Source organism: Gilliamella sp. B2828 (assembly GCF_026537125.1).
Lineage (GTDB): Bacteria > Pseudomonadota > Gammaproteobacteria > Enterobacterales > Orbaceae > Gilliamella.
The window spans coordinates 37,606-51,927 of the sequence record NZ_JAFNMU010000009.1; the positions used below are offsets into that span (position 1 = coordinate 37,606).

Sequence of the window (14,322 nt, forward strand, 5' to 3'; positions counted from 1 at the left end):
GTGATCATCAATCCTTAGCGAAGCTGTTGCAACTGCTGTTCAGCAGAAATTATAGTTTATCGACAAAACTGGCAGCGAAGCCAATATAATTAGCAGGTGTTAACTGTTTTAAACGTGTTTTTTCGTGTTCTGGTAAATCTAATGATTCAATAAATTGTTGCATTCCTTGAGCATCTACACGTTTGCCACGAGTTAATTCTTTTAATTTTTCGTATGGTTGTTCAATTCCATAACGGCGCATAACAGTTTGTATTGGTTCGGCTAACACTTCCCAATTACGATTCAGTTCTTCAAGCAAATAGGTTTGATTAACTTCAAGTTTGTTTAATCCTTTTAACGTTGATTGATAAGCAATAACGGCATAACCAATACCAACACCTAAATTACGTAACACGGTTGAGTCGGTGAGATCACGTTGCCAACGAGAAATAGGTAATTTACTGCCTAAATGGTTCATGATCGCGTTAGCAATGCCTAAGTTGCCTTCAGAATTTTCAAAATCTATTGGATTGACTTTATGTGGCATGGTTGATGAGCCAATTTCACCTGCAATGGTTTTCTGTTTAAAATGATTTAATGAAATATAACCCCATACATCACGGTCGAAGTCAATCATAATGGTATTAAAGCGGGCAACACAATCGAAAAATTCAGCAATATAATCATGCGGTTCAATTTGAGTAGTATAAGGATTCCATTTTAATCCCAATGAACAAACAAATTCTTCACTCAGTTTATGCCAGTCCACTTGTGGATAAGCAACCATATGTGCATTGTAATTCCCTGTTGCACCATTGATTTTACCTAATACCTCAACAGATTGGAGTTGTTTTAATTGACGTTGCAGTCGATAAGCCACATTGGCAAACTCTTTACCAATTGTTGATGGTGTCGCTGGTTGCCCATGCGTTCTGGAAAGTAATGGTAAATCTCGATACTCCTTTGCTTGCGAAATAATTTTATCAATAAGTTGTTGCCAATATGGTACTAAAACCGTTTCTTTGGCTATATTTAGCATCAGAGCATAGGATAAATTGTTAATATCTTCGGATGTACAGGCAAAATGGATAAACTCATTGATAGCATGTAGTTCTTCGTTACTGCTGACTTTTTCTTTTAAAAAATATTCAACCGCTTTCACATCGTGATTGGTGATTCTTTCAATTTCTTTAATTCGCAATGCATCTTGCTCATTAAAGTTTTCAATAATTTGATTAAGGTGTTCAATCGCTAATTGGCTTAATGCTGGGACTTCAGGAATATTTTCTTGAGATGCTAATTTTTGTAACCAACGGACTTCAACTTGAACGCGATATTTTAATAAACCATATTCGCTAAAAATGGTACGTAATTGTGTTATTTTCTCTCCATAACGGCCATCAATAGGCGAAAGAGCAGTAAGTGCGGATAATTCCATCGGTTTAACTCCGTGACTATTTTGAAATATCAAATATAAGATATACGTTAATAAGCTGTATTCATTGTTTGTAATAATTGCTGTGCTGCATCACAAATACGTTTGCGATGAAACAAAAATTGTAAACGGCTTCCACCGACTTGATACCATAAAATGGCCGATCGAATACAACCTAAAAGTGCCGTTCTCACTTTAGCCTGAACAAAAGCATTTTGTAAAAATTTGGCTTTACCTGTTATCTGTATTTTGGTGGAAATAGGGCTTACAATATCAGAATAGATTCCAGCCAATGAATAGGATAAATCTTCAATACTACTACCAATTATTTCATCATTCAAATCGGGATAAAGACTAGTAATGTGTGTTAATCTTTGAGATATCTTACTTAATGAATCATGCTTTTTAAGCAATTTATTGGTAATATTTAAGGAACTAAAAATATAACGCATTATCTCCATCTGTTCTTTTTGTCCAGATGAAAGTAGCTCAATAAGTGTTTGTAACCCAATTTTAATGTTACTAATGCCACCATAAACCTCTAATGTTGTTTTTGGTGAGGTTATAAATACACTTCTGATCGAGCGTTCATATAATGTTGTATTACAAATTCCTGAATTTGCTAATTGCGGAATTAATATTGCACTTTGCGCAATGCCGGCAAGAGCAATTGCAATATGATGATATTTGCTGTCCATTCTATGACTCCTTTCTGCCTATAATTCGCTCTTCAATGATGCCACCACCAAGACATACTTCTCCTTGATAAAAGACGGCTGATTGTCCTGGTGTTATCGCAGCAACAGGATGGGTGAATATCACTTCAATTTTATTTTCGGATAAAGGAGTAACCTGGCAAGCGATATCTTGTTGGCGATAACGTGTTTTTACGGTACATGTAAATGGTTTGCTGATAACTTGACGATCAACCCAATGCAATTGGCTAGCAATTAATCCATCAGAAAATAAAGCAGGATGGTCGTGTCCTTGTGCAACAATTAATTCATTATTGTGTAAATCTTTATCTACTACATACCAAGGAGTATCATCAGCTTGCTTTAAACCACCGATGCCTAAGCCTTTACGCTGCCCTAATGTATGATACATAAGCCCTTGGTGTTTACCAATTATTTCACCATCGACAGTGCGAATTGCGCCTGCTTTTGCCGGTAGATAGCGCGCTAAAAAGTCGCTAAATTTTCGTTCTCCAATAAAACAGATACCCGTTGAATCTTTTTTAGCTGCCGTCGCCAAACCCAATTGTTGGGCAATTTCTCGTACTTTTGGCTTTTCCAGCTCACCCACTGGAAATAGGCTTTGCTTAATTTGGGCTTCACTAAGTGTGTAAAGAAAATAACTTTGGTCTTTATTGTTATCGACACCACGTAATAATTCAACTTTACCATTACTTTCTCGTTTGCGCACATAATGACCGGTTGCAATGTAATCTGCGCCGAGATCTTCTGCAGCATATTCAAGAAAGGCTTTAAATTTAATTTCTTTATTACATAAAATATCAGGATTTGGTGTTCTGCCTGCTTTATATTCAGATAAAAAATGTTCAAATACATTATCCCAATATTCAGCTGCAAAGTTAATAGTGTGTAATTTGATATTCAATTTATCACAAACAGCTTGAGCATCGGCTAAATCGACGGACGCAGAACAATACTCTTCGGTATCATCTTCTTCCCAATTTTTCATAAACAAGCCAACAACATGGTAACCTTGTTGCTGTAATAAATAAGCTGAAACAGATGAGTCAACGCCGCCGGACATGCCGACAACAACTTTTTTAGATGTATTTATCTTTGACATAATAACAAAATAATAGGCTTAAGAATTACGATAATTTTATCATACCTCACTAAAAAAGCATAAAGTTATACCCATGGCAGTATGTTTGAACATGAGTGTTTTTCACTAAAACATAGGGTTAGCCTTAAACTTTTTCATATTTTTTGTAACTGATTTTAAAGTTGATGAGAAAAGAAAAAAAGCATTAATATTTGTTTAATAACTCTGTCGAATGATTTAACGACAGAGTTATTAAGATATCATCTGAAGGCTTTTATTAAAAATCCTTTAATAAATAGATAACATGCCCAATAATTTCAAAATTTTGTGGTGAGTTTTTATCAACCAATATTGTTGGATACTTAGAATTATCACATAATAATGCTAAGTTAGTTCCTTGATTTTGAATTCGCTTTACACAAATTTGATCATCATATTGTACCGCGTAAAGATAACCATCTATTGGTTTGCAATATGCTTTATTGATGATCAAAATATCATGGTTGGATATAGTCGGATCCATACTGTCACCTTTAGCCCAAACTGCAGTTAAATCTTCACTTTTACAACCTTGATTTTTTATCAAATTTATTTCAAAAGGAATGGATTCAATTCGTGATAATGGATTAACATTTTTAGTTAGATCATGAAAAGGAATACGAATTAATTCTGTACCTATAGAATTGGTAAGTAAACGACATTCTCCTTTTCCTGTCGCTAACCACTCAATGGGTACATCACATTTTTGTGCAATGATTGCTAATCGATTTAAAGATGGATAGGTTTTGCCTGATAAATAATCACGAATTACAGCTTCTGACATGCCAACTTTTTTGGCAAAAGCGTTACCGGATAGTCCTTCTAATAATAAAGTTAATCTATTTTTAAAGTTAATTACGCCCGTTTTCGTTAAAATGCTCGTTTTTTCGTGCTCATTTAGCGTTTTAAAATTGTTTTCATTCATTTTTTATTCCATTTTATAAATTTTTTCGTTTTTATAGTTTTGTTTCGTTTTTTTATGTGTTATTCTTTTTGCGGTAACACTTTACCATCATTGTAATGCCGATAATCATTACAATAGCAAAGAATTAACCTGAAGAGGATCTCATAATGAGCGAACAAGATCAAGATTGGTCACCATCAAGAGTTGTAGGTGAAATTAAAATTAGAGGTGGAAACTTAAGAGCGCTATCAAGATCAAGTGGCTTACAAGCTGATACTTTGAGAAATGCATTATATCGACATTGCCCTAAGTATGAACGAATTATTGCTGAATATTTACAAGTTTCTGTTGAAACAATTTGGCCTTCACGTTATAGCATTCAAGCAAAATAGTTATTTTTTGTTACTACATGAATTATAATTTTGTCTTAAAAAGACGCCTTTTCAGGCGTCGATAATTTATTTTTTAGCCTGTTCTGCCGCTCGTACAATCGCTGCAAAAGCATCTGCTTTAAGTGATGCACCTCCGACTAAAGCCCCATCAATATCAGGTTGTGTAAATAACTCAGCTGCATTTTTATCATTAACTGAACCACCATATTGAATAATGACTTGTTCAGCAACTTTTGCATCGTGTTTTGCGATATGATCACGGAGGAATTTGTGAACAGCTTGAGCTTGGGCTGGTGTAGCAGATTTGCCGGTACCAATAGCCCAAACTGGTTCATAAGCAATCACTGCTCCGTTAAATGCTTCAACACCTAACGTATTTATAACAGCATCAATTTGACGCGCACATACCGATTGAGTTTGACCGGCTTCATTTTCGGCTTCTGTTTCACCGATGCAAAGTACAGGTACTAAACCAGATTCTTTTAAGATACCAAATTTTTTGGCAATAAACTCATCTGATTCTTTATGGTAAGTACGACGTTCTGAATGACCGATAATTACATGAGTTACACCCACATCTTTTAACATTGCCGCTGAAACTTCACCAGTGTAAGCACCAGAAAGGTTAATATCTACATCTTGAGCACCTAAAATAATATTAGAACCGCCTAGTTGATGTTTTACAAAGTCTAGATAAACGACTGGCGGGGCAATAGCAATATCACATGCTGCTTCTGTCGATAGCTCTTTTCTTAAACCTTCAACTAAATTTTTAGCCATATCAATACTACCATTGAGTTTCCAGTTACCCATAACGAGAGGTTTTCGCATAATTTTCTCCAACTTAAGTTTTAAAAAGGTGTTGATTTTAGAATGAATTCGTTATAATGATAAGTATTATACATAAATAATATGAGCTTGAGGAAAAATATGACATTAGAAATATTAAATCAGTTAGAAAATAAAATTCAGCATACGGTTAATACTATTACAACATTGCAAAAAGAAATTGCTACTTTAAAACAAGGTAATCAAGAATTGGAACAGTTGATCAATGACAGTTCAGACGAAATGAAAGCATTACGCGAAGAAAATGAAAAACTCAAACAAGATCAGCAAGTTTGGCAGCAACGTATCCAAACTTTATTAACTAAAATAGGTGAAATCACCCAATAATTCACGCTATTTATAAACGCGGCTTATCTTGCGTTTGTTTTATATTTCATTAATTTAATTGTGAAAATTAACTATAATGCGAGAAGAGTTAAAATCGTTGTGGATTGCTCAGACTATTCATTTAATTGAAAAAGAATCTGGGCGATTTGCTGATCAAGATATCAATCGACAAGTAAGAGTGACTCAAACGTCACTGATTAATCGTATCGTTATGCGTGCGGTCATGCTATCAAAACAAAATGGTTTATATGCAGCACAAAAAAATCTATTAAGAGCAATTAACCTTTCATTTTTCATATTTGTTTTTCTATCTATCATTTGTGGTGCATCGTTGGCTTTTAGTACTCTTAGTCAAAATCCAATAAATTTGTATTGGGCGCTTTTTAGTTTACTAGGTCTTCACTTAATAACGTTTTTTGTTTGGTTAGCTTCATCTTTTTTATTTAGTAATTTTACTGGTAGTTTTTTAATTTATTGGTGGTTAGGGTTAGCAAAAAAGTTCTCTCAAAAAAAAACCGTTCAACAACTGATTCCAGCTTTTGTTGAGTTATTTGGAGGACGTATCCGTTGGCTAATTGGATTTGTACTCAATCTATTTTGGACCGTAATATTAAGCAGTACGTTAATTGTACTTATTGCCTTGTTTTCAACAAAACATTATAGCTTCGAATGGAAAACAACCTTACTTAGTTTTGATACGATTATCAACCTGACTCATTATTTAGGTTGGTTACCCTCTAAAATCGGTTTTATCATTCCTGATGATGATGTGATTAAATTAAGTGAACATGCTCAAAATGCAGGAGAAATACGTTCTGCTTGGGCGATTTGGTTGCTCGGTGTTTTCATTGTTTATGGTTTAGCAATTCGATTTTTATGTATGATAATTTGTGGTTTTAATTGGTTAATAAGTTGTCGACAAATTAAATTCAATATTCAACATCCCGATTTTCAATTATTAGCTGATGATTTACAACCTATCAAGTTTCATGTCGAAGATGAAGATAAGAAAGATAACGTAAAATTTAAACACGCAACGCCAAATTTCGCGAAAGAAGGGGATGGTGCTTTCTTGGTAGCCATTGATGTGCTAGATGAGTGGAATCCACCCATTTCGGTGACTTTTTTAGGTTTTTTAAATACGCGTGAGCAACGTCGTAAAATTCTTGACTATTTACAATTATCTCCAGCAAAGAAGTTATTGATAGCTATTGATACCGATAGGACACCTGATAGAGGAATGTTAAATTTAATCAATCAACTGATAAATAAATCGCAACAAAGTCGCATCTGGTTTATAAATCACGGTAAACAATTTTATAATTGGCAAGCGTTATCGTTACAAACAGCTTTACCAGCGTGGTTAGATGAGGAATATTAACATGTTAACGACATTAAAATTAGCTGTGGTTGGGCATGCAAATGTAGGGAAAACATCCTTATTACGCACTTTAATTCGTAATAGTAACTTTGGTGATGTATCCGATAAACCTGGCACAACAAGACATGTCGAAGCAATTACCTTGCCTGTAGATAATCAAAACACTATTATCTTTTATGACACACCTGGTTTAGAAGATAGTTTGGCACTGTATGATTACATTCATCAATTAACACCAGCGAATAATAAAATTGATGGTATAGATAAATTAACGTTTTTTTTGCAGAGTCCAGAAGCTGAAAATACCTTTGATCAAGAAGCTAAAGTAATCAGACAATTATTAAAAAGTGATGCAGCAATTTATGTAATCGATGTGCGTGAGCCAATTTTAGATAAATATCATGATGAATTAGCAATATTAGCCAGTGGTGCTAAACCGATATTAGCGGTGTTAAATTTTACCGCCAGTGGACAACAGAATGAAAATAAATGGAAAAAATTACTTTCTCGACTTGGTATTCATGCTATCATAAAGTTCGATGCAATCGTACCGCCAATTGATGGCGAAGAGCGATTGTATAAAAGTTTATCTTTGCTAATTGAGCCAGCAAAATGGATTTTAGATCAATGGCTGAATAAAATTACGCAAATGCATGAAACTCGCAATAAAAAAGCTAATTTGATAATTGCTGAAGCTTTAGTTGATGTCACTGCTTTCTACAAAATGACCAAATCTGATGATAAACAAGCTATTGTTGATATGCAAAATCAAGTAAGAGCGCGAGAACAGTTGGCAATCAATGATCTGTTAAAACTTTATCAGTTTAACTCTGCTTTAGAAAGTGAAGAGTGTTTACCTTTGTTAAAAGGTCGTTATAATGCCGATCTATTTAATATAGATGCCCTAACAACAATGGGCATGCATTTGACGAAAGGTTTTGTGTCAGGTGCTACAATTGGTGCAAGTATTGATTTCGTTACTGGTGGCATTACGCTTGGTTCTGCAACGCTAATTGGTGGTGCTTTAGGTAGTTTAGTGCAAACAGCTAAGCATTATGGCTCCAGAATGCGTTATCAGCTTTCTGGTTATAATAAATTAAGTGTTGATGATATTATTATTTGTTATCTTTCGTTACGACTTGTTAGTCTAAAAGAGAGTTTAAATCATCGCAGCCATGCGAACACTTGCCCTATTAAATTGTCTAAACTAGAGACTAAAGAATGGAAAAAAGGGATTTTACCTAAAAGTTTGAAAGTAGCAAGGCGTTATTCGCATTGGTCGACGTTAAATAAAGGAACAAAAAGAAATGACAAAAAAAGACAATCGACAATTGAAAATGTTGCCGAACACCTTTTTTAGTGTAAAAAAACGTTTTTTTATCACATTACTGCTTTCTATGTTTATGTTATTCGGTTGCAGCAGTAGTACGACAGCTACTGTGAATACCAGTTCTGGACCTACATCAGCAAAAGCAGCTAAAAAAAATGCGGTAATGTTAGCCAAAATTGATTCCCATTATAAAAAATGGCATAACACCCCATACCGTTATGGTGGTACGACTTTAGATGGTAGTGATTGTTCAGGTTTAGTTGTTAATTTTTTCAAAAATAAACTTTCTAAAAAAGTACCAAGAAGCGCGGCTGAGCAGGCTCAATTGGGTTATAAAGTGACTAAACCTCAAGCGGGTGATTTAGTCTTTTTCAAAACAGGCCGCAGTCGTAGTGGTTTACATGTTGGTATCTATTATGCGGATGGTAAATTTTTACATGCTTCAACATCAAAAGGCGTTACTTATTCAAATCTGAATGATGATTACTGGAAAAAACGTTACTGGATGACTCGTCGAGTAATTGGCAGTTAAATAGAAAGCTGCTTGCCTTATTTTATTCAATGTATTGATAATGATAGGCTCTCTAAAGATTATTTAATTTAGAGAGCTTGATTTTTGTTAACAACACTATTTCTTAAAATCAATTAAGAGTTAAATTTTACCTTTTTCTTTCAATCCCCGCATAATATTCGCTACATATAGCATTTCTCCAGGTGTTCCGAGTGAAATACGACACCATTGCTTAGCCGGTTCAAAATCTCTTCCAATCAAAATAAAGTTACTTTTCATTAAGTCCCGATATTCTTTTAAATCAATTGGACTTTTATGGAACATAAAATTGGTTTCAGATTTTAAGTAATACAAACCTAGATCGGATAAGACGTTTTCCATGATCTGACGAGAAACATCAACAGCTTTTTTTGAATAAGTTAAAAATGTCTGATCATCCATTGAGGCTAATGCTGCACAAACACCACAGTAGTTAAGTTTTTCACCAGCCACATATTGGGTAATATGTTTAATATTTTCGACGGAACTAACAGCATAACCTACACGTAAACCTGCCATAGCATGAATTTTTGAAAAAGTTTTGAGTAATATGATATTTTCACAACCTTCTGCAATGAGATGATCGACTGATTTGTAGGCTGGATCGTTAACAAACTCAGCATAAGCCTCATCAACAATAAAAATAGTATTTTTAGGCTTGTTTTTTATCCATGATTCTATGGCATCAGTTGCTAAAACAGTCGAAGTCGGATTATTAGGATTAACTAAATAAACAATCGATGAGCCTTTATAATTCTCCACAGCTTTTTGTAAGCCTCTTAAATCGATTTGCCAATCCGGTAAACTTGGTACTTTGCTGATATGCAAATTAAAAATTTTAGCGAAGTGTTCTCCATCACTATACGTAAGTTCTGGTATGACCAATTGCGTATCAGGCTTTACATAGGCGGCAATAGCACTACGAATCCCTTCTGATGAACCATCTGTTAATAAGATTTGAGATTCATTGACATTATGGTGTTTAGCTAATCTTATATTAAGTAATGGTATTTCTGCTTTAGCATAGCGATTAGCTTTAGGAACAGCGTTGATTGCCGCTTGTTTGGCATTAGGTGACATACCAAGAGCATTTTCATTAAAATTAAGCCTGACTGGATTTTTTGCATCGGGCATAACTACCTTATCAATCATTGGTAGTGTATATGAAATCGTGTTTTGTACTTGTTGTGCATAAGCTTTAGATAAAAATTGATTAATAGACAATCCCGCTATTGCTGCACTTGAAAACGTTAATAGTTTTCTTCTATTGATATTTATATTAGACACCATGATTCACCTCATGTTTAATTGATCCTTATGTAGTCGATTATTATCAATGCAAAAATGATACCAATTAAAAAAATAGATTAGTTTCATTGATTTATAGGTATGAAATGATAAAAGAAGAAAATTCGCAATCGATGTTTGTTAAAAAATGCACAACTATGATGCTTTATTGCACAAAAAGTGCATAGAAAAACCAGTTATCATTTTTTAGGTAATAACTGGTTTATTCATTAGTTTATAAAAAGGCACCATTAATACTTAATTAACTATCAGGTGGAGTTTCAATATCCGAATAACTTGCTAGCATTTGTAAAAACCTATATTTTGATTCAACCATTTTTGTCGAGCGTGTGTGTAGCATATTAGCGACCTGAGGTTCTAAGGTTTCTAAACGTCGGAATCTTTGTTCTTTAAGTAAAATGCTCGATAGCGCTTCACTATTTGGTGATTTTGAATCTAAAATTAATCCCGGTTTTCCTTCAGCAGCGCGGCGAGGATCGTAGCGATACAGAGGCCAGAACCCTGATTTCACTAGATCTTTCATCTGTTCGTGGGATTTTGCTAGATCATAACCATGTTCTTCACAAGGACTATAAGCAATGACAAGTGATGGACCATCATAAGCTTCGGCTTCTTGTAAGGCCTTTAATGTTTGGTTAAGCTGAGATCCTAAAGCGACTTGAGCTACATAGACATGCCCATACATCATAACACTGACACCTAAATCTTTCCGTGCTTTATGTTTACCCAAATCAGCAAATTTAGATACAGCGCCCATAGGTGTTGCTTTGGACTGTTGGCCACCAGTATTAGAGTAACACTGAGTATCTAGTACTAAAATATTGATGTTATCGGTTAAACTCATCACATGGTCAAGTCCACCAAAACCGATGTCATAAGCCCAACCATCTCCACCAATTGCCCACACAGATTTATCAATCAGATAATTGGCATCGTCTAATAACTCTTTGGCTTCGACGGAATCAATATGTTTTAATTGCTCTCGTAATAAGTCAACCTGCATTCTTTTTTCAGCGATGGTTGCATCTGAAGATTGCAAGGTGATTGCAATTTCTGGAGAAATCTCACCAGCTAGATGATCAAGTAGACGTAAAGCACGTTTTCTATGTTGGTTATAAGTAATGCGGTAACCTAAAGCAAATTCAGCATTGTCTTCAAATAATGAATTAGCCCATGCAGGTCCGCGACCAGAACGATCGGTAGTATAAGGCGTTGACGGTAAATTACCACCATAGATAGAGGAGCAGCCCGTTGCATTGGCAATAGCTAGATGATCGCCATAAAGTTGTGTTAATAATTTTATATAAGGTGTTTCACCACAACCAGCGCAAGCTCCCGAATATTCAAATAATGGTGTAATTAATTGAGATGTTCGTATATCTATACGTTCGAGTGATTTGATGTCACGATCCGGTAATTGAGAAAAGAACTCATAATTAACTCGCTGTGTTTCAAGGTTATCAATCCGAGATTGCATATTAATTGCTTTTATATCAAAGTTACTACGATCACGAGATGGACACACCTCAACACATAAGTTACAGCCAGTACAATCTTCCGGAGCTACTTGCAATACATAACGTTGACCTTTCATATCACGAGCTTTAACTTCCAGCGAGTCTAATGTATCAGGGGCATTAAGTATTGCATCAGGCTCGACCACTTTGGCTCGAATGGCGGCATGTGGACAGGCAACTACACAATGATTGCATTGAGTACACAACTCTGATTTCCAAATTGGAATTTCCTCAGCAATATTGCGTTTTTCCCATTTTGTGGTGCCAGTTGGCCAAATGCCATCAGGTGGAAATGCCGAAACAGGTAAATTATCACCTAAACCTGCTAACATAGTTGCGGTAACGGTTTTTACAAAGTCTGGCGCATTGTTTGGTACAATTGGTGGCATTGATGGACTACTTTGATCCACACAACTTAATGGGATTTGTTCAAGCGAAGTGATGGCCAAATCTAATGCTTTCCAGTTATTTTCAACTAATTCTTGACCTTTACTACTGTAACTTTTGGCAATGACTTCTTTTAATTGTGCGATGCTAAAATCATTTTTAAATATATCAGATAGATGAAAAAAAGCCGCCTGCATGACAGTATTAATTCTTGCTCCTAAGTTACATTCACGCGCAATTTTAGCGGCATTAATTATATAAAAATGGGCTCTTTTCTTAATTAATTGCACCTGAACTTCTTTAGGTAAACGATGCCAAATTTCGTCTTTATTATAAGGGGTATTAAGTAAGAAAATACCATCATCTTTGAGTTTATCGACAATCTGATATTTATCTATAAATTGGTCTTGATGACAACCAATAAAATGTGCGCTGGTAATCAAATAAGGTGAATCAATTGGATCTAAGCTTACTCGTAAGTGAGATGTTGTTAATCCACCTGCTTTTTTGGAATCATAAACAAAAAAACCTTGTACATAAAAAGGTGAACTATCCCCAATTATTTTAATATTATTTTTGGTTGCAGAAACCGTTCCATCGCTACCGAGACCGTAAAACAGTGCTTCTAGAGCAGATTTTTGTGGAATAGACTTATCTGGTAGTGGTAATGATAGGCCTGTAATATCATCATATATGCCCACGGTAAATCGAGGTCTTGGTTTATCTAAATCAAGCTCGTTAAAAATGCCAAGTACACAGCGGGGATCAAACTCTTTAGAGGATAATCCGTAACGTCCTCCTACAATCTTTGGCATTAGGTTACGTTCTCCACGAGATAAGCTCTCAGCAAAAGCTGTCATAACATCTAAGTATAAAGGTTCTGCTTGAGCACCTGGTTCTTTAGTTCTATCCAATACCGCAATTTTTTTAACACTATTGGGAATGACAGCAAGTAAATGTTGAGCTGAAAATGGACGAAACAATCGAACAATCACTATGCCGACTTTTTGATTTTCTTTAAGAAGATGATCAACAACTTCTTTACTGGTACTCGCGCCTGAGCCCATAATTATAATGATTCGCTCAGCATCACTGGCACCATAATACTCAAAAGGTTGATATTTTCGACCTGTTTGTTTTTCAAAAGTCGTCATAGCATCAACAACGTGCTGATAGGCATTATCATAATAACTGTTAATTGCTTCTCGACATTGAAAATAAGTATCAGGATTAGCAGACGTACCTCGGATCACCGGTTTATCAGGTGTCAGTGCTTGTGAACGATAGGCTTTAATTGCTTCATGCGGCAAAAGATTATGAATGTCTTCATCTGAAAGAGGATAAATCTTATTAACTTCATGTGATGTTCGGAAACCGTCAAAAAAATGGACAAATGGAATTCGGCTATTAAAACTGGCAATTTGTGAGATTAATGCTAAATCTTGTGCTTCTTGGACGGAGCTAGAACAAAGCATAGCAAAACCAGTTTGTCGAATGGACATAACATCAGAATGATCACCAAAAATTGACAAAGCATGCGTCGCAACTGTACGTGCAGCAACATGTAAGACAAATGGTGTAAGTTCACCTGCTATTTTATACAGAGAAGGAATCATCAACAATAATCCTTGTGATGATGTAAACGATGTTGCTAATGCACCAGTCATTAATGCACCATGTACAGTTGCAATTGCACCTGCTTCGGATTGCATTTCAACGACTCTTGGAATATCACCAAATACATTGGGCTTATCAAATTCTGCCCATGTGCTGGCTTGCTCGGCCATTGAAGAACTAGGAGTAATTGGATAAATGGCAATGACTTCGTTTGCACGATAAGCGACGGAGGATACCGCGCTATTAGCATCTGATATGATCATTAAAAAACCTTGTAATTTATAGTGTTACGACATTACTTAATTATTATAAATTTCAACTATTGTATCAGAAAGTAAGATAGCTTTTAGTTATTTTTATATTAAATTTTGAGTTGAAGTTTTTGAATTACTGATTGGTCCAGTTTTTTGTTGAGATATTAATAAGATACACAAAAAAACAGATTTTCAGATAGACAAATAGTTATGGTGAATGCATAGTATGATAAAGATATCCAGTGATTTAATGATT

General features: G+C 35.0%; 12 protein-coding genes. 5 read left to right on the forward strand and 7 right to left on the reverse strand.

Annotated elements, in window-relative coordinates; genetic code table 11:
* Positions 1-49: 49 nt before the first annotated feature.
* The 4 genes from purB to J3U19_RS08560 all read right to left on the reverse strand — a co-directional run bounded on the left by purB (position 50) and on the right by J3U19_RS08560 (position 4,175).
* Positions 50-1,417 (reverse strand): adenylosuccinate lyase, encoded by a 1,368-nt coding sequence (gene purB / locus J3U19_RS08545; protein WP_267346042.1) that lies wholly within the window; start codon positions 1,415-1,417, stop codon positions 50-52.
* A gap of 47 nt (positions 1,418-1,464) precedes the next feature.
* The gene (gene hflD / locus J3U19_RS08550; RefSeq protein WP_267341509.1) at positions 1,465-2,112 is read right to left on the reverse strand and encodes a high frequency lysogenization protein HflD; all 648 of its coding nucleotides are present in this window, start codon (positions 2,110-2,112) and stop codon (positions 1,465-1,467) included.
* A gap of 1 nt (position 2,113) precedes the next feature.
* Positions 2,114-3,232: a tRNA 2-thiouridine(34) synthase MnmA gene (gene mnmA / locus J3U19_RS08555; RefSeq protein ID WP_267341508.1), complete on the reverse strand. Its 1,119-nt coding sequence runs from the start codon at positions 3,230-3,232 to the stop codon at positions 2,114-2,116.
* A gap of 256 nt (positions 3,233-3,488) precedes the next feature.
* The gene (locus tag J3U19_RS08560) at positions 3,489-4,175 is read right to left on the reverse strand and encodes a LexA family transcriptional regulator (RefSeq protein ID WP_267341507.1); all 687 of its coding nucleotides are present in this window, start codon (positions 4,173-4,175) and stop codon (positions 3,489-3,491) included.
* 146 nt (positions 4,176-4,321) lie between these two features.
* Between J3U19_RS08560 and J3U19_RS08565 the strand changes: the two genes are divergently transcribed.
* Positions 4,322-4,546 (forward strand): helix-turn-helix domain-containing protein, encoded by a 225-nt coding sequence (locus J3U19_RS08565; protein WP_038517432.1) that lies wholly within the window; start codon positions 4,322-4,324, stop codon positions 4,544-4,546.
* Between the two features lie 66 nt (positions 4,547-4,612).
* Here J3U19_RS08565 and tpiA read toward each other — a convergent pair whose 3' ends face one another.
* Complete coding sequence (gene tpiA, locus J3U19_RS08570; protein WP_267341503.1) at positions 4,613-5,377, reverse strand: triose-phosphate isomerase; 765 nt, start codon at positions 5,375-5,377, stop codon at positions 4,613-4,615.
* Between the two features lie 99 nt (positions 5,378-5,476).
* Between tpiA and zapB the strand changes: the two genes are divergently transcribed.
* From zapB to J3U19_RS08590, 4 genes are all read left to right on the forward strand, one after another.
* Complete coding sequence (zapB, locus tag J3U19_RS08575) at positions 5,477-5,722, forward strand: cell division protein ZapB (protein WP_267341502.1); 246 nt, start codon at positions 5,477-5,479, stop codon at positions 5,720-5,722.
* Positions 5,723-5,798: 76 nt separating this feature from the next.
* Entirely contained in the window at positions 5,799-7,103 is a 1,305-nt protein-coding gene (locus J3U19_RS08580; RefSeq protein ID WP_267341501.1) for a DUF2868 domain-containing protein, read from the forward strand.
* Between the two features lies 1 nt (position 7,104).
* Complete coding sequence (locus J3U19_RS08585; protein ID WP_267341499.1) at positions 7,105-8,463, forward strand: DUF3482 domain-containing protein; 1,359 nt, start codon at positions 7,105-7,107, stop codon at positions 8,461-8,463.
* Complete coding sequence (locus tag J3U19_RS08590) at positions 8,411-8,965, forward strand: C40 family peptidase (protein WP_267341497.1); 555 nt, start codon at positions 8,411-8,413, stop codon at positions 8,963-8,965. Before J3U19_RS08585 ends, J3U19_RS08590 begins: the two co-directional genes overlap by 53 nt.
* Before the next feature lie 120 nt (positions 8,966-9,085).
* Here the strand turns inward: J3U19_RS08590 and J3U19_RS08595 are convergent, their stop codons facing one another.
* Together J3U19_RS08595 and nifJ are read right to left on the reverse strand one after the other, a co-directional pair.
* Positions 9,086-10,273 carry a pyridoxal phosphate-dependent aminotransferase gene (locus J3U19_RS08595; RefSeq protein WP_416380297.1) on the reverse strand — a complete coding sequence of 396 codons (1,188 nt, stop codon included), beginning with the start codon at positions 10,271-10,273 and terminating at the stop codon, positions 9,086-9,088.
* 259 nt (positions 10,274-10,532) lie between these two features.
* The gene (nifJ, locus tag J3U19_RS08600; protein ID WP_267346046.1) at positions 10,533-14,075 is read right to left on the reverse strand and encodes a pyruvate:ferredoxin (flavodoxin) oxidoreductase; all 3,543 of its coding nucleotides are present in this window, start codon (positions 14,073-14,075) and stop codon (positions 10,533-10,535) included.
* Positions 14,076-14,322: the final 247 nt, after the last annotated feature.